General features: G+C 46.7%; 21 protein-coding genes and 4 tRNA genes. 22 read left to right on the top strand and 3 right to left on the bottom strand.

All coding sequences use genetic code 11. The features are described 5' to 3' along the window. The first annotated feature begins 13 nt into the window (after nt 1-13). The 3 genes from gmk to FHS90_RS16935 all read left to right on the top strand — a co-directional run bounded on the left by gmk (nt 14) and on the right by FHS90_RS16935 (nt 2,072). A complete protein-coding gene (gene gmk / locus FHS90_RS16945) occupies nt 14-598 on the top strand; it encodes a guanylate kinase (RefSeq protein WP_066832285.1) in 585 nt (194 codons plus the stop codon). A 2-nt stretch (nt 599-600) separates the two neighbouring features. After that, complete coding sequence (gene nadD / locus FHS90_RS16940; protein ID WP_066832288.1) at nt 601-1,179, top strand: nicotinate (nicotinamide) nucleotide adenylyltransferase; 579 nt, start codon at nt 601-603, stop codon at nt 1,177-1,179. Nucleotides 1,180-1,670: 491 nt separating this feature from the next. Beyond that, entirely contained in the window at nt 1,671-2,072 is a 402-nt protein-coding gene (locus FHS90_RS16935; RefSeq protein WP_066832292.1) for an STAS/SEC14 domain-containing protein, read from the top strand. Nucleotides 2,073-2,191: 119 nt separating this feature from the next. On the opposite strand, the gene frr is transcribed toward FHS90_RS16935, so the two are convergent. From frr to FHS90_RS16920, 3 genes are all read right to left on the bottom strand, one after another. After that, on the bottom strand, nt 2,192-2,755 hold the full coding sequence (gene frr / locus FHS90_RS16930) for a ribosome recycling factor (RefSeq protein ID WP_066832294.1): 564 nt from the start codon (nt 2,753-2,755) through the stop codon (nt 2,192-2,194). 108 nt (nt 2,756-2,863) lie between these two features. After that, complete coding sequence (gene pyrH / locus FHS90_RS16925; RefSeq protein WP_066832297.1) at nt 2,864-3,571, bottom strand: UMP kinase; 708 nt, start codon at nt 3,569-3,571, stop codon at nt 2,864-2,866. Between the two features lie 83 nt (nt 3,572-3,654). Further along, nucleotides 3,655-4,149 (bottom strand): acyl-CoA carboxylase biotin carboxyl carrier protein subunit, encoded by a 495-nt coding sequence (locus FHS90_RS16920; protein WP_066832300.1) that lies wholly within the window; start codon nt 4,147-4,149, stop codon nt 3,655-3,657. An 82-nt stretch (nt 4,150-4,231) separates the two neighbouring features. Here FHS90_RS16920 and FHS90_RS16915 point away from each other — a divergent pair, with 82 nt between their 5' ends. The 19 genes from FHS90_RS16915 to rpsJ all read left to right on the top strand — a co-directional run bounded on the left by FHS90_RS16915 (nt 4,232) and on the right by rpsJ (nt 23,766). After that, nucleotides 4,232-6,754, top strand: a complete 2,523-nt coding sequence (locus FHS90_RS16915; RefSeq protein ID WP_182513922.1) for a M1 family metallopeptidase — start codon at nt 4,232-4,234, stop codon at nt 6,752-6,754. A gap of 123 nt (nt 6,755-6,877) precedes the next feature. Next, nucleotides 6,878-6,960, top strand: a tRNA-Tyr gene (locus FHS90_RS16910). Between the two features lie 74 nt (nt 6,961-7,034). Beyond that, nucleotides 7,035-7,107 (top strand) — tRNA-Gly (locus FHS90_RS16905). 47 nt (nt 7,108-7,154) lie between these two features. Further along, nucleotides 7,155-7,226 (top strand) — tRNA-Thr (locus FHS90_RS16900). A 58-nt stretch (nt 7,227-7,284) separates the two neighbouring features. Continuing rightward, nucleotides 7,285-8,472, top strand: coding sequence for an elongation factor Tu (gene tuf / locus FHS90_RS16895; protein WP_182513921.1), 1,188 nt, complete (start codon nt 7,285-7,287; stop codon nt 8,470-8,472). 108 nt (nt 8,473-8,580) lie between these two features. Continuing rightward, a tRNA-Trp gene (locus tag FHS90_RS16890) sits at nt 8,581-8,653 on the top strand. Between the two features lie 23 nt (nt 8,654-8,676). Continuing rightward, complete coding sequence (gene secE, locus FHS90_RS16885; RefSeq protein WP_066832303.1) at nt 8,677-8,868, top strand: preprotein translocase subunit SecE; 192 nt, start codon at nt 8,677-8,679, stop codon at nt 8,866-8,868. Nucleotides 8,869-8,886: 18 nt separating this feature from the next. Next, on the top strand, nt 8,887-9,444 hold the full coding sequence (gene nusG, locus FHS90_RS16880; protein WP_066832306.1) for a transcription termination/antitermination protein NusG: 558 nt from the start codon (nt 8,887-8,889) through the stop codon (nt 9,442-9,444). A 12-nt stretch (nt 9,445-9,456) separates the two neighbouring features. After that, entirely contained in the window at nt 9,457-9,900 is a 444-nt protein-coding gene (rplK, locus tag FHS90_RS16875; RefSeq protein ID WP_066832309.1) for a 50S ribosomal protein L11, read from the top strand. 12 nt (nt 9,901-9,912) lie between these two features. Then, nucleotides 9,913-10,602: a 50S ribosomal protein L1 gene (gene rplA, locus FHS90_RS16870; RefSeq protein WP_066832312.1), complete on the top strand. Its 690-nt coding sequence runs from the start codon at nt 9,913-9,915 to the stop codon at nt 10,600-10,602. A gap of 12 nt (nt 10,603-10,614) precedes the next feature. After that, on the top strand, nt 10,615-11,142 hold the full coding sequence (gene rplJ, locus FHS90_RS16865; protein ID WP_066832315.1) for a 50S ribosomal protein L10: 528 nt from the start codon (nt 10,615-10,617) through the stop codon (nt 11,140-11,142). A 36-nt stretch (nt 11,143-11,178) separates the two neighbouring features. After that, nucleotides 11,179-11,562, top strand: a complete 384-nt coding sequence (gene rplL / locus FHS90_RS16860) for a 50S ribosomal protein L7/L12 (protein ID WP_066832322.1) — start codon at nt 11,179-11,181, stop codon at nt 11,560-11,562. A gap of 157 nt (nt 11,563-11,719) precedes the next feature. Beyond that, nucleotides 11,720-15,592 carry a DNA-directed RNA polymerase subunit beta gene (gene rpoB, locus FHS90_RS16855; protein ID WP_066832325.1) on the top strand — a complete coding sequence of 1,291 codons (3,873 nt, stop codon included), beginning with the start codon at nt 11,720-11,722 and terminating at the stop codon, nt 15,590-15,592. A gap of 123 nt (nt 15,593-15,715) precedes the next feature. Next, nucleotides 15,716-20,032 carry a DNA-directed RNA polymerase subunit beta' gene (rpoC, locus tag FHS90_RS16850; RefSeq protein WP_066832328.1) on the top strand — a complete coding sequence of 1,439 codons (4,317 nt, stop codon included), beginning with the start codon at nt 15,716-15,718 and terminating at the stop codon, nt 20,030-20,032. Nucleotide 20,033: 1 nt separating this feature from the next. Further along, on the top strand, nt 20,034-20,348 hold the full coding sequence (locus FHS90_RS16845; RefSeq protein ID WP_066832331.1) for a DUF3467 domain-containing protein: 315 nt from the start codon (nt 20,034-20,036) through the stop codon (nt 20,346-20,348). Nucleotides 20,349-20,450: 102 nt separating this feature from the next. Further along, nucleotides 20,451-20,867 (top strand): 30S ribosomal protein S12, encoded by a 417-nt coding sequence (gene rpsL, locus FHS90_RS16840; protein WP_048919295.1) that lies wholly within the window; start codon nt 20,451-20,453, stop codon nt 20,865-20,867. 13 nt (nt 20,868-20,880) lie between these two features. Beyond that, nucleotides 20,881-21,348, top strand: coding sequence for a 30S ribosomal protein S7 (gene rpsG / locus FHS90_RS16835; RefSeq protein WP_066832334.1), 468 nt, complete (start codon nt 20,881-20,883; stop codon nt 21,346-21,348). 2 nt (nt 21,349-21,350) lie between these two features. Beyond that, complete coding sequence (gene fusA, locus FHS90_RS16830) at nt 21,351-23,450, top strand: elongation factor G (protein ID WP_066832336.1); 2,100 nt, start codon at nt 21,351-21,353, stop codon at nt 23,448-23,450. A gap of 10 nt (nt 23,451-23,460) precedes the next feature. Further along, on the top strand, nt 23,461-23,766 hold the full coding sequence (gene rpsJ / locus FHS90_RS16825; protein WP_048919298.1) for a 30S ribosomal protein S10: 306 nt from the start codon (nt 23,461-23,463) through the stop codon (nt 23,764-23,766). Nucleotides 23,767-23,969: the final 203 nt, after the last annotated feature.

Here is a 23,969-nt window from a genome sequence, read left to right as displayed (position 1 = left end):
GCGCTAAACCCAAATGCAAGGCAAAATCATTATTTTTTCGGCTCCCTCAGGGGCCGGCAAGACTACAATTGTACGGCATTTAGTAAACGTACTCCCAGAATTAAACTTCTCTATTTCTGCCTGCACCCGTGACCGACGCGGCCGCTCAGAAGAAAACGGTAAAGATTACTACTTTATCACGCCAGAGGAATTCCGCCAGAAAATTGACCAGGACGAATTTGTAGAGTGGGAAGAGGTGTACGAAGGCGCTTTTTACGGTACGCTTAAATCTGAGATTGAGCGCATCTGGGCTTCTGGAAAACATGCCATCTTAGACGTAGACGTAAAGGGCGGCCTGAGTGTGAAAGAGTTCTACAAAGACCGCGCCCTTGCCATTTTTGTGAAACCCCCTTCTATTGAGGAGCTTTCTAAGCGTTTGGTAGCCCGCAATACAGACTCGGCCTCCAGTATCTCCAGCCGCGTGTTCAAGGCCAAGTTTGAGTTGAGCTTTGAAGACAGGTTTGATGAGGTGATTGTGAACGAGAACCTGGAAGAAGCCTTCGCCAAGGCGGAGAAACTGGTGCGTGATTTCATTTATCAAGAAGACGTAATAGCATAAGCATGCGGGTTGGACTGCTCTTTGGGTCTTTCAACCCCATTCATGTAGGGCACCTCATTCTGGCCAACTACATGGCCACCAACACCACGCTGGACACTGTTTGGCTGGTGGTGAGCCCGCAGAACCCGTTTAAACCCAGCAACACCCTGTTGCATGAGTTTGACCGCCTGCACATGGTGCGCCTGGCCATAGCAGACAACCCAGACCTGGGGGTGACAGACATTGAGTTCAGAATGCCCAAGCCCAGCTACACCATTGACACCCTTATTTACCTGAAGGAAAAATACCCCACGTACCAGTTTGCCCTGATCATGGGCGAAGACAACCTGGCCACGCTGCACAAATGGAAGAATTACGAACAGCTGCTGGAAGAGGCTGAGGTGTTGGTGTACCCCAGGCCCGGCAGTGCCAAGGTGCCGGAGCAGTTTCAAAATCACCCCAAGATTCAGGTGGTGCCCGCGCCGCTGCTGGACATCTCTGCCACGTTTATCAGAAAGTGCCTCAAAGAGGGGAAATCAACCCGTTACCTGTTGCCGGAGCCGGTGCTGGAATATGTAGAAGCTAAAAAACTGTACAGGTAGAGCTGTCGGTCCTAAAAGCCGGGCGTCTGTTTTAAGGCTGTTTTTCTCAAAACAGGCCCAAAACAGACGCCCGGCTTTTTAAGGGGTGTCCAACCCTTGTTTCAGTGACGCAAAAGCCGCAGCTGTCCCTGAGATTGTGGCTTTGTTTCCGTTCTTAGGTGCTGTTCAATTTTCTGGGGCAGAACCTGCGCAACCAAGAATGGGTGGTGGAGGGGGAATGTGGGCGCCGTGCGGGGTGGGTGTGCTGGTAGGTTTCTGGTAATGTATGCGTTGAATTATCTCTGGAAAGTTGGTTATATTTTCTTTTCTGTTAAAGCAGCGGCAAGGTGACCCAGCAAAGGTAACCTTTCTTGGGTGTGATTCGTTAATAAAGGGTTTTAGGGTTTTGGCGCGAGGTTAAATCCTGTTTTTCCTTAAAATGTTCTTGGTAAACTCGGCTTGCTGGCCTAATTTGCTTCCACTTCTTCTTTAATGGAAGAGTTAATTGAAAAATGAGTAAATCTGTCCTGTTTCAAGACCCCACTATCACTATCTCTTTTGATGATTCCTCCCAATGTGTGTATGCCGACTGGACAGGGTTTCAAACACTTCGTTCTGTGCAGGAGGGCTGTGAGCGGATCTTAGAGGCCATGGTGCAGCACGGGAGCCATAAGGTCTTAAATGACAACACCAATGTAGAAGGAATTTGGTCCAGTGCGGCAGAATGGGTAGGGTCAGATTGGTTTCCGCGCATGAAACAGGCGGGAATGACCGCTTTTGCCTGGGTGTACTCGCCCAGCATGTTCAGCCGGCTCTCCACAGACAAGTCTTTGCGCTTTACCTATGACACCCGCGGCATTGAGGTGTTTGATGATATTGATGCTGCCACCAAATGGCTGAGAAGCCTGGACTAGGCTACGCACAGAAGCTGCTATAAACGCATACCTGCCAAAACAGAAAGCCCCGTTAGATTGCTCTAACGGGGCTTTCTGTTTTTGGCCTGTTTTCTGAAAAACAGGCCAAAAACGTAGGCTTAGATGGTCATGATCTCAGCTTCTTTCTTGGTGAGAAGCTCGTCAATTTTCACAATATAAGCATCTGTCAATTTCTGCACCTTGCCTTCTGCGTCTTTCACGGCGTCTTCTGAGGTGCCTTCTTTCTGAAGCTTACGGAGGTCATCATTCACATCTTTCCGGATGTTCCGGATTCTGATCTTGCCGCTCTCAGTCTCGTTCTTGGCCTGTTTCACCAGTTCGCGTCTGCGTTCTTCGGTCAGGGCAGGAATGTTCAGACGTACGCCTTCGGCATCTTGCTGCGGGTTAAGCCCCAGGTCACTGTTTTTGATCGCTTTGGCCACTTCAGAAATCATGTTCTTCTCCCAAGGCTTGATCATGAGGGTGCGGGCGTCTGGCGTGGTGACGTTGGCAACCTGCGAGATGGGGGTAGGGGTGCCGTAGTAATCTACCCGCAGGTGCTCCACCATGGCCGGTGAAGCTTTCCCGGCTCTGATTTTTGTTAATTCTACGCTTGTATGCTGTACCGCCTTCTGCATAGATTCTTCGGCTTCGCTCAAGTAAAAATTAATTTCTTCGGTCATGTTGTTCTTCGGTTAGAAAGATATGCTGTGTATGGCCGCCCCAGCGTAAGCCAATGGGCGGCGCTAATTTCTGATTTTATTCTGTAAATTCCATTGCCTGGGGCTTGGTTACATAGACACCAGGGTGCCTACTTTTTCCCCGTCCAGCAATCTGGCCAGGTTGCCGGGCTTGTTGATGTCAAAGACCACTATGGGCAGGTTGTTCTCTTTGCAGAGCGTGAAGGCGGTCATGTCCATCACGTTGAGGCCTTTTTCAAATACTTCTTCAAAGGTAATGTCTACGTAACGGGTGGCCGTGGGGTCTTTCTCTGGGTCTGCGGTGTAGATGCCGTCAACGCGGGTGCCTTTTAGCACCACATCTGCCTCTATCTCAATGGCGCGCAGGGAGGCGGCTGAGTCTGTGGTGAAGTATGGGCTGCCAATGCCGGCCCCAAAAATTACTACGCGGCCTTTCTCCAGGTGGCGCATGGCCCGGCGCCGTATGTACGGCTCGCAGACCTGCTGAATATTGATGCCTGAGAGCAGGCGGGTAAACACACCGGCTTTCTCCAGGGCGCTTTGCAACGCCATGCTGTTGATAACGGTGGCCAGCATGCCCATGTAGTCCCCTTGCACGCGGTCTAACCCTACAGACTCGGCTTGTACGCCCCTGAAAATATTTCCGCCCCCAATCACCACAGCTACTTGTACCCCAAGGTCTACGGCAGTTTTAATCTCCTGGGCATATTGCACCAGCATATTGGTGTCAATGCCGTACTGCTGTTCGCCCATCAGGGACTCTCCGCTGAGCTTCAATAGAATTCGTTTGAATCGCATGCTTCTTATAAGTAGAATAGTTAGTGACGCCTGTAGACGTTTTGGGCCTGTTTTCTGAAAAACAGGCCCAAAACAGGTTTTATCTAAAATACAACCAGTACCTGGTTCTTCTCCACGTTCTGTTTCACGCTTACTTTCACCTCGCTCACCACGCCGTCACCAGGTGATTTGATGATGTTTTCCATCTTCATGGCCTCCAGAATGAGAACTGGGTCTCCTTTCTTCACCTCCTGCCCCGGCGTTACCTTGATGTCCAGGATCAGCCCCGGCATAGGGGCTTTGATGTCATTGAGTTTTTGGCTCAGGGCCTGCCCCATGCCCAGGCTTTCCAGCAACAGGTCCATGCGGTCTTGCACCTGCAGGGTGTGCACGTTGCCGTTGATTTTTATTTGGAAGGTCTTGGTGTCTGGCTCGGTCTCCAGCAGCTCTGCCGTGTAAGACTTGCCGTCTTTGATTATATGGAAAGAGGTGGCGTTGAGCGGGAGCAGATCCCAGGTAAAAGGGGCGTTATTGAGAAGAATCTGGTTTTTCTCAACCACAACTTGCCACGTTTTCGTAGCTGATTTTACCTGTAGCATGTAGAGCAGCGTTTAAGAGCGTGTATACGGTAAGTTTAGAATAAATTCTCAACTTGAGTCCTCAAAGTTAATAAATCCTTGCATGAATCACATTGTTTCCCGCGCCTTCTTGTATATGACCGCAGCAGGGCTGCTGGCGGGTTGTGCCGCCAAACGCCCTGTAAACACCTCTGTTGCCGCTGAACCGGTAGCCACCCAGGTTGATTCTGCGGCTTTGGCTCCCGCCCCTGCCACCAGCCAGGGGCCTTATAATCCTGCGGCTGAGCGCCTGATGGATCTGCTGCACACGCGGCTCGACGTAAGGTTTGACTGGGGGAAACAGCACCTGCTGGGGGAGGCCACCCTCACCCTTAAGCCGTATTTCTATCCGCAGGAAAAAATTGTGCTGGATGCCAAAGGGTTTGACCTTCATAAGGTGACACTGCAAAAAGGAAAACAGGAGGTGCCCTTGGCCTATGACTATGACCGCTACCAACTCACCCTCAAGCTGGATAAGGCCTATACCCGTAAAGACACTTTGCAAATCTTTATCTCCTACACGGCTAAGCCCAATGAACTGAAGGTGAAAGGAAGTGAGGCCATTCTGGCAGATAAGGGCCTGTACTTCATCAACCCCACGGGGAAAGAGGAAGACCTGCCCCAGCAAATCTGGACGCAGGGGGAGACCGAGGCTAACTCTGCCTGGTTCCCCACCATTGACAAACCCAATGAGCGCATGACGCAGGAGATCATCATGACTGTAGAAGACCGGTTTAAGACGCTTTCAAACGGGGTGCTGGTATCATCTAGAAAAGGAGCCAACGGCCTGCGCACAGACCATTGGCGAATGAACCAGCCGCATGCGCCTTACCTGGCCATGATGGCTATTGGTGAATTTACGGTGGTGAAAGACAAATGGCGGGACAAGGAGGTTACCTATTGGGTAGAGCCTGAGTATGCGGCTACGGCCAAAGCTACCTTTGGCCGCACCCCTGCCATGATGGAATTCTTCTCCCAGAAGCTGGGCGTGCCCTTTGTCTGGGACAAGTACGCGCAGGTGGTGGTACGTAATTTTGTGTCAGGGGCCATGGAAAACACCACAGCCTCCACGTTTATGGAGTCTGTGCAGCAAGACCGCCGGGAACTGCTAGACAAGAACTGGGACCATATCATTGCCCATGAGCTTTTCCACCAGTGGTTTGGTGATCTGGTGACCACTGAATCCTGGGCCAACCTGCCCCTGAATGAGTCCTTTGCAGATTACTCAGAATACCTGTGGGCGGAGCACCAGTACGGGGCAGATGAAGCCGCTCTCACGCACAGAGAGGCATTGCTGGAATATTTAGGCGAAGCCAGAACCAAGCAGGAGCCGTTGATCCGGTACCGGTACCTGGACAAGGAAGATATGTTTGACAGTCATTCATACGCCAAAGGCGGGAGGGTGCTGCACATGCTCCGGAAATTGGTTGGGGAGGAGGCTTTTTTCCAGTCTCTCAATTATTACCTGGTCCGGAACAAGTTCAGTCCGGTAGAGATAGATGAACTGCGCTTGGCGTTTGAGGAAGTAACCGGGAAAGACCTCAGGCCATTCTTTCAGCAATGGTTCCTCACCCCGGGGCATCCGGTGCTGAGCATCAGCCATTCTTTCCAGGACCAGTCCCTGACACTGCACGTGAATCAGACACAGGACACTGTGCAGACAACCGTCTACAACTTTCCTTTGACGGTTGCTATCTATCATAAAGGGGGGAAGCAGGAGTGGCAGGTTGAGGTCACAAAGACAAACCAGAGCTTCAGTTTTCCATTGGCCCATACCCCAGAAGCGGTAGTGGTAGACCCAGAGCAAACGTTGTTGGCAGATATACAACATAAGCAGACAATCTCAGAATGGGCAAACCAGTTCCAGTACAGCACGGCCTTTGCTGCAAAGGCAACTGCGCTGGACCATCTACGGGACACTACCGGGCTGGGGCTGCAGGAAGCTATTATGAAAGCCGTGCAAGATCCATTCTGGAAAATTAGAGCCACAGGACTAGAGCTCTTGGTAAGCACTCCTCTAATGGAATCTCCAGAAGTGCAGGGGCAACTGCAGATGCTGGCGGCCAAAGACCCTAACAGTTCAGTAAGGGCCACGGCTACTTACGTATTGGGGACATTGACAGGGCTCCCGAAAGAGATTATTGAAGTAGGGCTGCAAGACAGTTCCTACCAGGTAAACGCTGCCGCCATTTTCTCATGGGCCAGGGGCAAGCATGATCTGCAGCGCCTGACTTCATTTTTAAACCTGAAAAACCCAGACATAGTAAATGCGGTAGCCGCAGCTTTTACAGATTCTCAGGAGAACCAGATGTACGATTGGTACCTGCGGCAGGCCAGGAGACTGCGTAGCGGGGACCTGTATTACTTCATACAGAGCTTTGGCGCCTTCCTGATGAAAAAAAATATTGATGAGCAGGAGAGGGGTTGGCAGGCTTTGGTAAACATAGTGGAACGGGAAAATATGCCAGTGGTCAAACAGTCAGCGTTTCAAATGCTTACACTCATGGCAGAGACAGAAGAACGTAAAGAAACAGTGGCAAAACTGCAGGCACAGGATGAGAAATTGAGGGACAACGAAGGGCTATAAATGATTGGCCTGAAAAAATATTTGCAGAAATATTTGACACGAAAGAAAAAGCATCTAATTTTGCAGCTCCTAAGAACGAAAACGGCAACGGAAAACGGTTTTAGGGTTCTTTGAAAGAAGAATGGGGAGATTCCAGAGTGGCCAAATGGGACGGACTGTAACTCCGTTAGCGTAAGCTTTCGAAGGTTCGAATCCTTCTCTCCCCACACCAACACCGGTCAGAAATCAGAATAAGGTTACAGGTTATTCAAAGTGAAATTTCTGATCTTTTAGTAAACAAGCGGGAGTAGCTCAGTTGGTAGAGCGACAGCCTTCCAAGCTGTAGGTCGCGGGTTCGAACCTCGTCTCCCGCTCTTTTTTAAAAGTGTATGATGCAGCGCAAGCTGCATCATTTCATTATGCCGACGTAGCTCAGGGGTAGAGTACTTCCTTGGTAAGGAAGGGGTCGTGGGTTCAATTCCCATCGTTGGCTCGAACGGGTGTGTTTTGATAGAGCGCACTATTCAACGAAGAACTAAATACTATCTAAAATGGCTAAAGAACAATTTGATCGCTCCAAACCGCACGTAAACATCGGTACGATTGGGCACGTTGACCACGGTAAGACAACCTTGACTGCTGCTATTACTCAGGTTTTAGCGAGTAAAGGTCTAGCCGCAAAAAGAGATTTCTCTTCTATTGACAACGCTCCAGAAGAAAAAGAGCGTGGTATTACAATTAACACCTCTCACGTAGAGTATGCTACTGAGAACCGTCACTACGCGCACGTTGACTGCCCAGGTCACGCTGACTACGTGAAAAACATGGTGACTGGTGCTGCTCAGATGGACGGTGCTATCCTGGTAGTTGCTGCTACTGATGGTCCAATGCCACAAACACGTGAGCACATCCTTTTGGCTCGTCAGGTAGGTGTTCCTGCCCTTGTTGTGTTCATGAACAAAGTGGACATGGTAGACGATCCAGAGTTATTAGAGCTAGTTGAAATGGAAATCAGAGAGCTTCTTTCTTTCTATGATTTCGACGGCGATAACATTCCAGTGATTCAAGGTTCAGCTCTTGGTGGCTTGAACGGAGATGAGAAGTGGGTGAAAACTATTGAAGAATTGATGGCAGCTGTTGATAGCTACATTCCAATTCCTGCTCGTTTAACTGATCTTCCTTTCTTGATGCCAGTTGAAGACGTGTTCTCAATCACTGGTCGTGGTACAGTTGCCACTGGCCGTATTGAGCGTGGTATCATCAACTCTGGTGAGCAAGTAGATATCTTGGGTATGGGTGCTGAAGGCTTGAAGTCTACAGTAACTGGTGTTGAGATGTTCCGTAAGATCCTTGACAGAGGTGAAGCTGGTGACAACGTAGGTCTGTTGTTACGTGGTATTGAGAAAACTGATATCCGCAGAGGTATGGTTATCTGCAAGCCAGGTTCAGTAACTCCTCATCAAAAATTCAAAGCTGAGGTTTACGTTCTTTCTAAAGAAGAAGGTGGACGTCACACTCCATTCTTCAACAACTATCGTCCTCAGTTCTATTTAAGAACTACAGACGTAACTGGCGTGATTACTCTGCCAGAAGGTGTTGAAATGGTGATGCCTGGTGATAACATCACTATCACTGTTGAATTGATCAACAAAGTAGCGATGGAGAAAGGTCTGCGTTTCGCTATCCGTGAGGGTGGTAGAACTGTAGGTGCCGGTCAGGTAACTGAAATCCTTGACTAATTTCAAAAAAAATGAGTCCGCTCTGCTGTTGAAGTGGGGCGGACTTGTTTTTTTAGAAAAAGAATACTACATTTGCACTCCATTTGAATGAATGGCGTGCATTTTTTTACGGGAGTAGCTCAATTGGTAGAGTAGTGGTCTCCAAAACCATTGGTTGTAGGTTCGAGTCCTACCTCCCGTGCAATAGAAGTAAATAGAATCACAATGGGAAAGTTGACGAAATTCTTCAATGACACAGTAGAGGAGATGCGGAACAAAGTATCTTGGCCTACCTACGCAGAGCTTCAAAAAAGCTCTATTTTAGTGTTGGTAGGGTCTGTTGTGTTTGCAGTCATTGTGGGTGCTATGGACTTTGTTTACGACTCCACCCTGGAATGGTTTTATAACCAATTCTAAAAAAGAAGAGCTGGAGAAATGGCAGATTTAAAATGGTATGTAGTGCGCGCGGTTTCAGGACAAGAAAAGAAAGCAAAGTCTTATCTTGAAAATGAAGTAGCGCGTCACAATCTTACGGAGATGGTGCCTCAGGTGCTAATTCCGTCAGAGAAAGTTTATGAGATGCGTAACGGGAAAAAACGCGTGAGAGAACGCAGCTTTTTTCCCGGTTATGTATTAGTGCACGCTGATATTTCAAATGGTGAAGTAGAGCACCTGATCACTAGTACCCCAGGAGTTATAGGTTTTCTGGGGGCTAACGGTGGTAATGCCACTACAAAGCCCGTTCCTTTGAGGATGTCTGAAGTCAACCGCATCTTAGGTAAAGTTGACGAGACCTCTGAGGAAGTTGAGACTCTGGAGACCCCGTTTATTGTGGGAGAGACAGTGAAGGTGATGGATGGCCCATTCAATGGTTTCTCTGGAACAGTAGAGGAAGTGTTTGAGGAGCGTCGCAAACTGAACGTGATGGTGAAGATCTTCGGTAGAAATACACCGGTTGAACTGAACTACATGCAAGTAGAAAAGGAACAGTAGTAATAATTAATAATGGCAAAAGAAATAAAAGGTTACCTGAAACTTCAGGTAAAGGGAGGCGCCGCGAATCCTGCACCGCCGATTGGACCTGCTCTTGGTTCTAAAGGTCTTAACATTATGGAGTTCTGCAAGCAATTTAATGCGAGAACCCAGGATAAGGCTGGCCAAGTTTGCCCAGTTTTGATTACGATCTATACAGATAAGTCGTTTGACTTTGTAATTAAGACTCCTCCAGCACCAGTTTTGTTGATGGATGCAGCAAAAATCAAAAACGGGTCAAAAGAGCCTAACCGTAACAAAGTTGGTTCTGTGACGTGGGATCAGATTCGCGAGATTGCTGAAATCAAAATGCCTGACTTGAACGCTTTCAAAGTGGAGTCAGCTATGAAATTGGTTGCGGGTACAGCGCGTAGCATGGGTATCACAGTTAAAGGCACTGCTCCCTGGAGTGAGTAATTAAAAAAGCAAATGGCTAGAATTTCTAAAAACAGAAAAGCAGTCTTAGCGAAGTACGACCCTAAAAAAGAGTATTCTTTGTTAGATGCAGCGGGTGTTGTGAAAGAGATTACCTTCACAAAGTTTGATGCCTCTGTTGACATTGATGTGCGCTTAGGAGTTGACCCACGTAAGGCTGATCAAATGGTGAGAGGTGTTGTGACACTTCCACATGGTACAGGTAAAGATGTTCGTGTATTAGTGCTTTGTACTCCTGACAAAGAGCAGGAAGCAAAAGATGCTGGTGCAGACTTCGTTGGTTTAGATGATTATATCCAGAAAATCGAAAAAGGATGGACTGATGTTGATGTAATTATCACGATGCCAGCGGTAATGGCAAAAGTAGGTAGACTAGGAAGAATCTTAGGACCACGTAACTTGATGCCTAACCCTAAAGCTGGTACCGTAACTACTGACGTTGCCAAGGCGGTGAAAGAAGTAAAAGCTGGTAAGATTGACTTTAAAGTTGATAAAACCGGTATCATTCATACAAGCATTGGAAAAGTGTCTTTTGGACCAGATCAGATTGCAGCCAACGCGGCTGAGGTAATTGCTACCTTGAATCGTTTAAAGCCATCTTCAGCCAAAGGAACTTATATCAAGAGCGTCACATTGTCTAGTACAATGAGCCCTGGTGTGGTAGTTGACAAAAACTCAATCTAACGAGAAAAAGAGATGACACGGGAAGAGAAAGAAATCATTGTACGTGACTTAAGCGAAAAGTTAGCCAATAACTCTTTCGTTTACATCACGGACGCTTCAGACTTAACGGTAGCCACTATCAACAAATTCAGAAGATTGTGTTTTGATAGAGGTATAGAGTACAAAGTGTACAAAAACACTCTGATACGCAAAGCCTTAGACACCCTTGATGTGGATACGTCTTCATTAGACGTGGCTTTGAAAGGGTCTTCAGGACTTCTATTTGAAGCAACAACAGGAAATGCTCCGGCAAAATTGTTGTTAGACTTCCGCAAAGGCGGAAACAAAAAGCCCTTGTTAAAAGGAGCTTACATTGACAGCAGCATTTACATTGGAGAAGAGCAGCTAGATACCCTCAGCAAGATCAAATCTAAAGAGGAGCTTATTGGTGAGATCATCGGCTTGCTTCAATCACCTGCCAAAAACGTTATTTCTGCCCTTCAGAGCGGTGGCAATGTGTTGGCTGGCGTGCTTAAAACGTTATCAGAGAGAGAACAATAATTTCAATTTTAAAACAACTTTTAATTACTAATAAAAATGGCAGATTTGAAAGCATTCGCTGAGCAGTTGGTTAACTTAACTGTTAAAGAAGTTAATGAACTTGCTACAATTCTTAAGGATGAGTATGGTATTGAACCAGCAGCTGCTGCTCCAGTAATGGTAGCCGGTGGTGCTGCCGGTGGAGATGCTGGTGCTGCTGCTGAGGAGAAAACTTCATTTGATGTTGTCCTTAAATCAGCTGGTGCCTCTAAACTAGCAGTTGTGAAACTGGTAAAAGAATTGACTGGCCTTGGCTTGAAAGAAGCGAAAGAGCTTGTTGATGGTGCTCCAAAACCATTGAAAGAAGGTGTTGCTAAAGATGAAGCTGATTCATTGAAAAAGCAATTGGAAGAAGCTGGTGCTGAAGTGGAGGTTAAGTAATCCACACACTACCTTCCATTACCACAAAGGGTTAGACCTGGCATTTTCGTCAGGTCTTTTCCTGTTTGTACCTAGAAAAGTTTTTTCTAGAAGATAAGTGCCTTAGAACAGACCGTTATTAGGCATGACAAAGTTTAAACGTTAAAATCTGACAACTTTGGCAACAAGTAAAACGACAGAGCGGATCAATTTTGCCTCCATTAATTCTGTGATTGATTATCCAGACTTCTTGGATGTGCAGTTGCAGTCATTCAAAGACTTTTTCCAGTTGGAAACAGCTGCCGAAAACCGCACGGAAGAAGGTCTTTTCAAAGTATTCGCTGAAAATTTCCCAATTTCTGATTCCCGCGAAAATTTCGTTCTGGAATTTGTGGACTACCACGTAGATCCTCCAAAATATTCAGTTGACGAATGTATTGACCGCGGATTAACATATTCTGTTCCACTAAAAGCAAAACTTCGTCTGATCTGTAATGATACAGACAATGAAGATTTTGAAACTATTGAGCAGGAAGTATTCTTGGGCAACATCCCGTACATGACTGAGAAAGGTTCGTTTGTGATCAATGGCGCTGAACGCGTAATTGTATCACAACTTCACCGTTCTCCAGGGGTGTTTTTTGCGCAAAGCAAACATACCAATGGTACTAAATTATACTCAGCCAGAATTATCCCTTTCAAAGGGTCCTGGATTGAGTTTGCGACAGACGTGAACAACGTTATGTACGCCTACATTGACCGTAAGAAGAAGTTTCCGGTAACAACGCTTCTTCGGGCTATAGGTTACGGTACAGATAAAGACATTCTTGATCTGTTTGGGTTATCAGAAGAAGTAAGTGCTGACAAGAAAACCTTGAAAGGTGTTGTTGGTAGAAAGCTTGCTGCACGGGTTCTGCGCACCTGGACAGAAGATTTTGTTGATGAAGACACCGGAGAGGTGGTTTCAATTGACAGAAACGAAGTCTTATTGGAGCGTGATTCAGAAGTGACAGAAGATGATTTAGATGTTATCACAGATTCTGGGGTAAAGTCTATCATCCTGCACCGTGAAAATGTGAACATTGCAGACTACAGCATCATCTACAATACACTTCAGAAAGATAACTCAAACTCTGAGAAAGAAGCGGTGGAGCAAATCTACCGTCAATTGAGGAACACTGAAGCGCCTGATGAAGAGACTGCCCGAGACATTATCCAGAAACTGTTTTTCAGTGACAAACGGTATGACTTAGGCGATGTTGGCCGTTATAGAATCAATAAGAAGCTAGGGCTTGAGCATAACTGGGATGCCAAGGTGTTAACCAATGAAGACATTGTGCTCATTGTGAAATACCTGATCGGTTTGATTAACTCAAGAGCGGTAGTAGATGATATTGACCATTTGAGTAACCGCCGGGTAAGAACCGTTGGCGAGCAGTTATATGCGCAATTTGGGGTAGGTCTGGCCCGTATGGCCAGAACCATCAAGGAGCGTATGAACGTGCGGGACAATGAAGAATTCAAACCGGTTGATCTGATCAACGCCCGTACGCTTTCTTCTGTGATTAACTCGTTCTTCGGAACGAACCAGTTGTCACAGTTTATGGACCAGACCAACCCTCTGGCAGAAATCACGCACAAGCGTAGGGTGTCTGCTCTGGGGCCAGGAGGTCTTTCAAGAGAGCGCGCTGGTTTTGAGGTTCGTGACGTTCACTATACCCATTATGGCCGTCTTTGTACCATTGAAACACCAGAGGGACCAAACATTGGTCTGATCTCCTCGCTCTGCGTGCATGCGCGCGTGAATAGCATGGGCTTCATTGAAACTCCTTACCGCAATGTGGTAGAGGGAAAAGTGGATATGAACTCAGGTGTAAAATACCTGACTGCTGAAGAAGAAGATACCCACCACATTGCTCAGGCAAATGCCTTGATTGATGAGAATGGTAACTTTATCAATGATAAAGTTAAAGGCCGTTTTGAGGGTGACTTCCCGGTAGTTGAGCCAGAACGCTACACTTACATGGACGTTGCTCCAAACCAGATTGTGTCAGTGGCTGCGTCATTGATTCCTTTCCTGGAACATGATGATGCGAACCGTGCCTTGATGGGATCTAACATGCAGCGTCAGGCGGTTCCACTGTTGAAACCGCAGGCTCCAATTGTAGGAACTGGTCTGGAAGGAAGAGCTGCCCTTGACTCCAGAGCTCTGGTAAGAGCAGAAGGTGATGGGGAGGTTCACTTTGTTGATGCGAACAAAATCATCATTCGGTATGACCTCACTGATGAGGAAAAACTGGTGAGTTTTGACGCTGAATATGTGACCTATGACCTGATCAAATTCCGTCGGACTAACCAGGATACCTGTATCAACTTAACGCCTATTGTTAAGAAGAACGAAAGAGTTGTGAAGGGTCAGCCGTTGTGCGAAGGATACGCTACAAACCAGGGAGAACTTGCTTTAGGAAGAAACCTGCAGGTGGCGTTCATGCCTTGGCAGGGATATAACTTTGAGGATGCGATTGTGATCTCTGAGAAAGTTGTTAGAGATGACATCTTTACCTCAATTCACATTGAAGAGTTTGAACTGGAGGTTCGGGAAACGAAGAGAGGCGAAGAAGAATTAACTTCTGAGATTCCAAATGTCAGCGAAGAGGCAGTTCGTAACTTAGATGAGAATGGAATCATCAGAATTGGTGCTGAAGTTCGTGAAGGGGACATTCTGATTGGTAAAATCACTCCTAAAGGTGAGACAGACCCAACGCCAGAAGAAAAACTTCTGCGTGCTATCTTCGGTGATAAAGCCGGTGATGTGAAGGATGCCTCGTTAAAAGCGCCGCCATCTTTGAATGGGGTGGTGATAGAGACAAAACTTTTCTCTCGTCCTAAGAAAGATAAGAACCTCCGCGCGAAAGCGAAGAAAGAGGTGGAAGATCTGAAAGCGAAATACAACAGTGAACTCAAAGCCGTGAAGAACGTGATGATTGAGAAGCTGGTAGAATTGCTTGAGGGGAAAACAAGCCAGGGTGTTCGTCACCGTTTTGGGGATGAAATCTTGACCAAAGGTGCCAAGTTTGGCAAAAAGAACATCACTGATGCGCTTTTCCCAGACAAGAACCCTTACAAAGATGAAAGCAACTATGCTGTTCCGGAAGAAGTGAACATGTTCAAGGACCTGATCCTTGAAGGATGGACTGCTGACGAGCAAACAAACAAGATGTTGCTGGAACTGGTGAAGAATTATACCAAGCGTCGTAACACCATCTCTGCCCGCTTCAAGCGTGATAGATTTACTTTAGAAGTAGGAGATGAGTTGCCAGCAGGTATTGTGCAGCTAGCTAAAGTGTACATCGCTAAGAAGCGTAAGCTGAAAGTGGGTGACAAGATGGCGGGTCGTCACGGTAACAAAGGGGTTGTTGCCCGTATTGTACGCGAGGAAGACATGCCGTTTCTGGAAGACGGAACACCCATGGATATTGTGTTGAACCCACTTGGGGTACCTTCCAGGATGAACATTGGGCAGATCTATGAAACAGTTTTAGGATGGGCTGGATTAAGGTTAGGGCGTACTTATGCCACACCAATCTTTGACGGTGCCACTGAGGAACAAGTTTCGGCTGAACTGACAGAGGCTAACTTGCCTCGCTTCGGCCGGTCTTACCTGTTTGATGGCCTAAGCGGAGACCGCTTTGACCAACCCGTAACGGTAGGTGTAATTTACATGCTGAAACTGGGTCACTTGGTAGACGATAAGATGCACGCCCGTTCAATTGGACCATACTCACTCATTACGCAGCAGCCGTTGGGTGGTAAAGCACAATTTGGTGGTCAGCGTTTTGGTGAGATGGAGGTATGGGCATTGGAGGCCTTCGGGGCTGCCAACGTTCTGCAGGAGATCTTAACTGTGAAGTCTGATGATGTGATTGGCCGTGCCAAAGCATACGAAGCCATTGTGAAAGGCGACGTGTTGCCTAAGCCGAACATCCCTGAGTCTTTCAACGTGTTGATCCACGAACTCAGAGGCTTGGCCTTGGAAATTACGCTGGACTAAAAAGCTGTTTTGGAGGAGATTTCAGAAAAAGAGGCCAAAAACGCCTTTGTCTGGAATCTCCCTCATCTGCGTTAGGAGAGCTGCTTAGTAAAAAGGAATTTTACATATCTAGCAACACATAACATGGCGTTAGCAAGAAATAAAAAATTAATCCAGGACTTCTCTAAAGTTACCATCAGCTTGGCTTCTCCAGAATCAATTCTGGAGAGATCAAACGGAGAGGTAACAAAACCGGAAACCATCAACTACAGAACCTACAAGCCAGAAATGGGCGGTTTGTTCTGTGAGCGGATTTTCGGGCCAGTGAAGGATTGGGAGTGCCACTGCGGGAAATATAAGAGAATCAGGTACAAAGGGATTATCTGTGACCGTTGCGGTGTTGAAGTAACTGAGAAAAAAGTGCGCCGTGAGCGCATGGGGCATATTGAGTTGGTGGTACCGGTAGCGCATATCTGGTATTTCAAGTCATTGCCAAATAAAATTGGATATCTGTTAGGTTTACCAACCAAGAAGCTTGACCAGATTATCTATTATGAGCGCTATGTAGTGATTCAGCCAGGTATCTTGGGCGAAGACAGTGTAAACATGCTGGACTTCCTCACTGAAGATGAGTACCTGGACATGATTGACAAGTTGCCACGCGAGAACCAAATGTTGGACAACAACGATCCAAACAAGTTCATCGCGAAGATGGGGGCTGAGGCGCTGCAAATGTTGCTGGAACGCATCAATCTGGATGACCTTTCTTACGAGCTACGTTACTCTGCTGCCCATGAGACTTCTCAGCAGCGGAAAGCAGAAGCACTGAAGCGCCTACGGGTGGTAGAGGCGTTCCGTGATGCGGCTACCAGAATTGAGAACAAACCTGAGTGGATGGTGATCCGGATGGTGCCAGTTATTCCGCCAGAATTGCGCCCTCTAGTTCCATTGGATGGTGGCCGTTTCGCTACTTCTGACTTAAATGACCTGTACCGCCGTGTGATTATCCGGAACAACCGTCTGAAGCGTTTGATTGAGATCAAAGCGCCAGAGGTGATCCTCCGGAATGAGAAGCGTATGTTGCAGGAAGCCGTAGACTCCTTGTTTGACAACTCACGCAAGGTGAATGCGGTTCGTGCAGAAGGTAACCGTGCGCTGAAGTCACTTTCAGATATGCTGAAGGGTAAGCAGGGACGTTTCCGTCAGAACTTACTTGGAAAGCGTGTGGACTACTCTGGCCGTTCGGTGATTGTGGTTGGTCCAGAATTGAAACTGCACGAGTGCGGTTTGCCTAAGAACATGGCCGCTGAGCTTTTCAAACCATTCATCATCCGTAAGCTTATTGAGCGCGGTATTGTGAAAACGGTGAAGTCTGCGAAGAAAATAGTTGATCGTAAAGATCCGGTAGTTTGGGATATCCTGGAAAATGTATTGAAAGGACACCCTGTTCTGCTCAACCGTGCTCCAACGCTCCACAGATTAGGTATCCAGGCATTCCAACCTAAGCTGATTGAAGGAAAAGCGATTCAGCTGCACCCATTGGTAACCACAGCCTTCAACGCCGACTTTGACGGTGACCAGATGGCGGTACACGTTCCCCTTGGACCGGCCGCAATTCTGGAAGCCTCTATGTTGATGCTGGCTTCACACAACATTTTGAACCCTGCCAACGGTGCCCCAATTGCGGTACCTTCTCAGGACATGGTGTTGGGTCTGTACTATGTAACCAAAGGTAAGCGCTCTACAGAAAATGAGAAGATTGCCGGCGAAGGTATGTCTTTCTACAGTGCTGAAGAAGTAATCATCGCCATCAATGAAGGTCGCTTGTCTAAGCATGCCTTTATCAAAGTGCGTGTGAAAGTACTGGATGAGAATAACCAATTGGTTACTAAACTCATTGAAACAGTAGCTGGCCGTGTGCTATTCAACCAATTCGTGCCAGAAGAAGTTGGGTACGTAGACGAACTCTTGTCTAAGAAGAAATTGCAGCAGATTATCTCCCGCGTGTTCAAAGTAACAGGTATGGCGAGAACTGCTCAATTCCTGGATGATATTAAAACCCTTGGATTCCAGTCTGCTTACAAAGGCGGTCTGTCAATGGGCTTGGGTGACATTGTGATCCCTAAAGAAAAAGATATTCTGGTGGAGCAGGCTAAAAAAGATGTAGACGCTGTATGGGCGAACTACTCAATGGGTCTGATCACAGATAACGAACGTTACAACCAGGTGATTGATATCTGGACGCGTATCAACAACCAGATTACTGAAACGTTGATGAACCGTCTTGAGAAAGATGACCAAGGTTTCAACTCCATCTTTATGATGATGCACTCCGGAGCCCGTGGTTCCAGAGAGCAGATTCGTCAGCTGGGAGGTATGCGGGGTCTGATGGCGAAGCCTCAGAAATCATTGCAGGGTTCAGTAGGAGAGATCATTGAAAACCCAATTCTTTCCAACTTTAAAGAAGGTCTGGATGTAATTGAGTACTTTATCTCTACCCACGGTGCCCGTAAAGGTCTTGCAGATACCGCCTTGAAAACGGCAGATGCTGGTTATCTAACCCGTCGTTTGGTAGACGTGTCACAAGATGTAATTGTGAATGAAGCTGACTGCGGTACCCTTCGCGGCCTGGAAGTGAGTGCACTGAAAGACAATGAAGATATCGTTGAGTCTCTTTCTGAGCGTATCTTGGGTCGTGTGAATGTGCATGACATCATTGATCCTCTCACAGGAGAGATGATTCTGGAGTCAGGAGGCGAAATCACAGAAGAGGTTGCCAGAATGATTGAAAATACGGCTATTGAAAGTGTTGAAATTCGTTCAGTACTAACCTGTGAGACTAAGCGTGGTATTTGTGCCAAATGCTATGGCCGTAACTTGTCTACTGGCCGCATGGTTCAGAAAGGAGAGGCCGTTGGTGTGATCGCTGCCCAATCAATTGGAGAGCCGGGTACACAGCTGACACTCCGTACCTTCCACGTGGGTGGTACTGCGTCTAACATTGCCGTTGATGCTGCTATCCGTGCTAAATTCAATGGGGTAATCGAGTTTGAAGACGTAAGAACCATTGATACCACCAATGCTGAAGGTGAACCTGTGAAAGTAGTAATGGGTCGTTCAGGGGAAGTGAAAATTACAGAGGCCGGTACAGGTAAGTTATTGATCAGCAACCACGTTCCTTACGGTTCATTCTTAGTGGTAGATGAGGGACAAACCGTTGCCAAAGGTGATGAGCTATGTAACTGGGATCCATACAATGCGGTTATCTTATCTGAATTTGATGGTACCATTGCGTATGACTCTATCATTGATGGCATCACATTCCGTGAGGAATCAGATGAGCAGACAGGTCACCGTGAGAAAGTAATCATTGAGACCAAAGATAAAACTAAGAACCCTGCTATAGTTGTTAACCCTGCCAGTGGAGAGCCTAAAGGGTATAATATCCCGGTTGGGGCGCATATCACAGTAGAAGATGGTCAGCGCATCAAAGCGGGCCAGATTGTTGCTAAGATCCCACGTGCAATTGGTAAAACACGCGATATCACTGGTGGTCTGCCACGAGTTACCGAGCTCTTTGAAGCCCGTAACCCGTCTAACCCAGCAGTTGTGAGCGAGATAGATGGGGTGGTAACGTATGGTGGTGTGAAACGCGGTAACCGCGAAATCTATATTGAATCAAAAGATGGAGTGAAGAAGAAGTACATGGTACCTCTTTCCAAACACATCCTGGTTCAGGATAATGACTTCGTACGTGCCGGTGTTCCGTTATCAGATGGTGCCATCACGCCTAATGACATCCTGAACATTCAAGGCCCTGGTGCGGTGCAAGAGTACTTAGTGAATGAAATTCAGGAAGTATACCGCTTGCAAGGGGTGAAAATCAATGACAAACACATTGAAGTGGTGGTTCGTCAGATGATGCAGAAGGTGAACGTAATTGATCCAGGAGATACCAGCTTCCTGGAGAACCAGACGGTTGATAAAGTTACGTTCATGGAAGAGAATGACATGATCATAGATATGAAAGTAGTGGAAGATGCAGGTGACTCAGCTGCCATGAAACCAGGTATGATTGTGACGGCTCGCCGTCTGCGGGATGAGAACTCAAGCCTGAAGCGTCGGGACTTGCGATTAGTGACCGTGCGTGATGCGCAGCCAGCAGTCTCAAGACCAACGTTACAAGGTATTACTCAAGCCTCACTGGGTACGCAAAGCTTTATTTCGGCAGCTTCCTTCCAGGAAACTACCAAAGTGTTAAGTGAAGCGGCCATTAAAGGTAAAGCAGATGAACTGCTGGGCTTGAAAGAAAACGTAATTGTTGGACACCTGATTCCTGCCGGAACGGGCTTACGTGAATACACCAAATTGATTGTAGGCTCCAAAGAAGAGTATGAAGCTCTTTCAGCCAGCAGACAGTCCGGGGTAAGAACAAAGCAAGGCGAACTGCAAGAGAGATAAAATGGCAGCAGCAGAACAACAAGGACAAATCAACATAGAGTTGACTGAAGAGATTGCTGAGGGCGAGTATGCAAATCTGGCCATGATAGCACATTCTCACAGTGAATTTGTGATTGACTTTATCCGGCTTATGCCCGGTATCCCAAAGGCAAAAGTTAAATCAAGAGTGGTGATTACTCCAGAGCATGCCAAGCGTTTTTTGGCTGCTTTGGAGGAAAACATTCTGAAATATGAGCAAAGTTTTGGAGTGATTAAGCAAACGCCTGAGGCCCCAAGCTTTCCTCTAAATTTTGGTGGAACAATTGGCGAAGCATAAGCCGCTAATAATTAATGAATTAAAACTTTGATTTTGCAAAGTGATTTTTATACCTTTGCAAACCATTTTTTGAAGAGAGAAATCAGTTTAAAAAGTTAGTAAATGCCTACTATACAACAATTAGTAAGAAAGGGAAGAGAAGCGCTAACATCAAAGTCTAAGTCTCCAGCTCTTGACTCATGCCCGCAGAGACGTGGGGTGTGCACACGCGTTTACACAACCACACCTAAGAAGCCAAACTCAGCGATGAGAAAAGTGGCTCGTGTGCGTTTGACAAACGGCAAGGAAGTCAATGCCTATATCCCGGGTGAAGGCCACAACCTGCAAGAGCACTCCATCGTGCTTATCAGAGGTGGTCGTGTGAAAGACTTACCAGGTGTAAGATACCACATCATTCGTGGTGCGTTAGATACTGCCGGTGTAAACGGTCGTCTACAGTCCCGTTCTAAATACGGTGCAAAACGTCCTAAACCAGGTCAGCCAGCAGCTGCTGCAGGAAAAGGCGGTAAGAAAAAATAATTGAGTTAAGACAATGAGAAAAGCGAAACCAAAGAAGAGAATTCTTCTTCCTGATCCAAAATACAAAGAAACTCTGGTTACCCGTTTTGTAAACTACCTGATGGTAGACGGTAAAAAGAGTGTGGCATACAAGATTTTTTACGATGCTTGCGATTTAGTTGAGAAAAGAACTAAAGAGAGCGGGTTAGATACCTGGAAAAAAGCATTGAACAACATCATGCCAGGTGTAGAGGTAAAATCCCGCCGTGTAGGTGGTGCAACTTTCCAGGTGCCAACTGAGGTGCGTCCGGACAGAAAGATTTCTCTTGGTATCAAATGGATGATCTCATACGCTCGCAAGAGAGGTGAGAAGACCATGATGGATAAATTAGCTGGTGAGATCATCGCAGCTGCCAAAGGAGAGGGTGCTGCTGTGAAGAAAAAAGATGATACGCACAGAATGGCGGAAGCTAACAAGGCATTCTCGCATTTCAGATTCTAAGAATGGCTAGAGACTTAAAATTCACAAGAAACATAGGAATTGCCGCGCACATTGATGCCGGTAAGACCACAACGACAGAGCGTATCCTTTACTATGCGGGTGTAAGCCACAAAATAGGAGAGGTGCACGATGGAGCTGCCACCATGGACTGGATGGAGCAGGAGCAGGAAAGAGGTATCACCATTACTTCTGCCGCTACTACTGTAAACTGGGACTACAGAGGTGACAAATACCATATCAACATCATTGATACTCCAGGTCACGTTGACTTTACCGTAGAGGTAAACCGTTCCCTGCGCGTATTGGATGGTCTGGTTTTCTTGTTTAGTGCAGTAGATGGTGTTGAGCCACAGTCTGAGACAAACTGGAGACTTGCCGATAACTACAAAGTAGCCCGTATCGGTTTCGTAAACAAAATGGACCGTTCCGGTGCCGATTTCCTTGCCGTATGTAAGCAAGTGAAAGAGATGCTGGGCAGCAACGCCGTAGCGCTTCAGTTGCCAATTGGTGCTGAAGATGACTTCAAAGGTGTGGTTGACTTGGTGAACTTCAGAGGTATAGAGTGGAATGAGCACGACAAAGGGATGACCTTTAGAGAAGTTCCAATTCCTGACGATATGTTGGAGGAAGCCACAGAGTACCGCGAGAAGTTACTGGAAGCAGTAGCAGACTACGACGAGTCTCTGATGGAGAAATACTTTGATGATCCTGAAACGATCACTGAAGCAGAAATCATGAACGCGCTTCGTAAAGCAACTATTGATATGGCCATTGTGCCTATGCTTTGCGGTTCTTCTTTCAAGAACAAAGGTGTACAAACCATGCTTGACTATGTGATGGCTTTGATTCCATCACCTCTGGACAAGGACAACATTGTTGGTACCAACCCAGATACCGGCGAAGAAGTAGTGCGTAAGCCAAGCGAAAGCGATCCTTTTGCCGGCCTTGCCTTCAAAATCGCTACTGACCCTTACGTAGGGCGCCTTTGCTTTGTGCGTGCCTATTCAGGAGTGTTGGAGTCTGGTTCGTATGTGTACAATACCCGTTCTAACAACAAAGAGCGTATTTCCCGTATCTTCCAGATGCACGCCAACAAGCAGAACCAAATCGAAAGATTGGCTGCTGGTGACATCGGGGCGGTAGTAGGCTTCAAGGACATCAAGACAGGAGATACCCTTTGCGATCAGAATGCGAAAATCGTTCTGGAGTCTATGGACTTCCCTGAGCCAGTAATCGGTTACGCTATTGAGCCTAAAACGCAGGCTGACTCTGATAAAATGGGTATGGCAATTGCCAAACTTATTGAAGAAGATCCAACCTTGCAGGTGAACACCGATGAAGAGACCGGCCAAACTATCCTGAGAGGTATGGGCGAGCTTCACCTGGAGATCATCATTGACCGTATGAAGCGGGAATTCAAGGTTGAACTGAACCAAGGTGCACCACAGGTAGCGTACAAAGAAACCATCACCAAAGCAGTTGAGCACCGTGAGGTTTACAAGAAGCAGTCCGGTGGTCGTGGTAAATTCGCGGACATTGTGTTCACCATGGGCCCACGTGAGGACGGAAAACAAGGTCTTGAGTTTGAGAACGCCATTGTTGGTGGTGTGATCCCAAGAGAATTCATTCCTCCTGTGCAGAAAGGATTTGAAGAAGCAATGAAAAATGGTATCCTTGCTGGTTTCCCAGTAGATTCCATGAAAGTTCGCTTGTTCCACGGTTCTTTCCACGATGTTGACTCCGATGCATTGTCGTTTGAATTAGCAGCCCGTGCTGGTTTTAAAGAAGCAGGTAAGCAATGTGCTCCTAAACTTCTTGAGCCAATCATGGCGGTAGATGTGGTGACTCCAGATGAGTACACAGGTCCAGTTACCGGTGACTTGAACAGAAGAAGAGGTATCATGAAAGGAATGGATACCAAAGGTACTTCAACTGTGGTGAAAGCTGATGTTCCTTTGTCTGAACTGTTCGGTTATGTAACTGATTTACGTACTATCACTTCAGGAAGAGCAACTGCTTCCCTTACTTTCTCTCACTACGAGCAAGTACCACAAAACCTGGCAGATGGGATCATTGCAAAAATTAAAGGGACTTCGAAATAGTTGAAATAGAATGAATCAAAAGATCAGAATCAAACTGAAATCTTACGATCACAATCTGGTTGATAAATCATCAGAGAAAATCGTGAAAGCGGTAAAAGCAACTGGTGCGATCGTGAGTGGTCCTATTCCTTTGCCTACCGAGAAAGATATCTTCACTGTTCTTCGTTCACCGCACGTGAACAAGAAAGCAAGAGAGCAGTTCCAACTTTGTACCTATAAAAGACTAGTAGATATTTACTCTACTTCTTCTAAAACGGTAGATGCTTTGATGAAGCTTGAATTACCAAGCGGCGTTGATGTTGAAATCAAAGTTTGATAAGACATACTGGGTAAAAAAAGGGAGAGGGTTACCTCTCCCTTTTTTATTGTAGTCTCCAATTTTCAAGACATTACAAGATATCATTGGTATTTAGTGATTAGTAAATGAAGCTGTTTAGAGTTTAATAACTTCCAAAGAATTAGGGAGGTAAAAGTGTTTGCGACAACATTTCTCACCAAGCCCTAACTCAATGGAAGCGA

This window comes from Rufibacter ruber, assembly GCF_014138425.1.
Lineage (GTDB): Bacteria > Bacteroidota > Bacteroidia > Cytophagales > Hymenobacteraceae > Nibribacter > Nibribacter ruber_C.
This window is presented reverse-complemented; position numbering and strand designations above follow the sequence as displayed.

Coding starts and splice junctions, on each gene's coding strand:
- gmk (WP_066832285.1), top strand. CDS start 14: ATGCAAGGCAAAATCATTATTTTTTCGGCTCCCTCAGGGGCCGGCAAG.
- nadD (WP_066832288.1), top strand. CDS start 601: ATGCGGGTTGGACTGCTCTTTGGGTCTTTCAACCCCATTCATGTAGGG.
- FHS90_RS16935 (WP_066832292.1), top strand. CDS start 1,671: ATGAGTAAATCTGTCCTGTTTCAAGACCCCACTATCACTATCTCTTTT.
- frr (WP_066832294.1), bottom strand. CDS start 2,755: ATGACCGAAGAAATTAATTTTTACTTGAGCGAAGCCGAAGAATCTATG.
- pyrH (WP_066832297.1), bottom strand. CDS start 3,571: ATGCGATTCAAACGAATTCTATTGAAGCTCAGCGGAGAGTCCCTGATG.
- FHS90_RS16920 (WP_066832300.1), bottom strand. CDS start 4,149: ATGCTACAGGTAAAATCAGCTACGAAAACGTGGCAAGTTGTGGTTGAG.
- FHS90_RS16915 (WP_182513922.1), top strand. CDS start 4,232: ATGAATCACATTGTTTCCCGCGCCTTCTTGTATATGACCGCAGCAGGG.
- tuf (WP_182513921.1), top strand. CDS start 7,285: ATGGCTAAAGAACAATTTGATCGCTCCAAACCGCACGTAAACATCGGT.
- secE (WP_066832303.1), top strand. CDS start 8,677: ATGGGAAAGTTGACGAAATTCTTCAATGACACAGTAGAGGAGATGCGG.
- nusG (WP_066832306.1), top strand. CDS start 8,887: ATGGCAGATTTAAAATGGTATGTAGTGCGCGCGGTTTCAGGACAAGAA.
- rplK (WP_066832309.1), top strand. CDS start 9,457: ATGGCAAAAGAAATAAAAGGTTACCTGAAACTTCAGGTAAAGGGAGGC.
- rplA (WP_066832312.1), top strand. CDS start 9,913: ATGGCTAGAATTTCTAAAAACAGAAAAGCAGTCTTAGCGAAGTACGAC.
- rplJ (WP_066832315.1), top strand. CDS start 10,615: ATGACACGGGAAGAGAAAGAAATCATTGTACGTGACTTAAGCGAAAAG.
- rplL (WP_066832322.1), top strand. CDS start 11,179: ATGGCAGATTTGAAAGCATTCGCTGAGCAGTTGGTTAACTTAACTGTT.
- rpoC (WP_066832328.1), top strand. CDS start 15,716: ATGGCGTTAGCAAGAAATAAAAAATTAATCCAGGACTTCTCTAAAGTT.
- FHS90_RS16845 (WP_066832331.1), top strand. CDS start 20,034: ATGGCAGCAGCAGAACAACAAGGACAAATCAACATAGAGTTGACTGAA.
- rpsL (WP_048919295.1), top strand. CDS start 20,451: ATGCCTACTATACAACAATTAGTAAGAAAGGGAAGAGAAGCGCTAACA.
- rpsG (WP_066832334.1), top strand. CDS start 20,881: ATGAGAAAAGCGAAACCAAAGAAGAGAATTCTTCTTCCTGATCCAAAA.
- fusA (WP_066832336.1), top strand. CDS start 21,351: ATGGCTAGAGACTTAAAATTCACAAGAAACATAGGAATTGCCGCGCAC.
- rpsJ (WP_048919298.1), top strand. CDS start 23,461: ATGAATCAAAAGATCAGAATCAAACTGAAATCTTACGATCACAATCTG.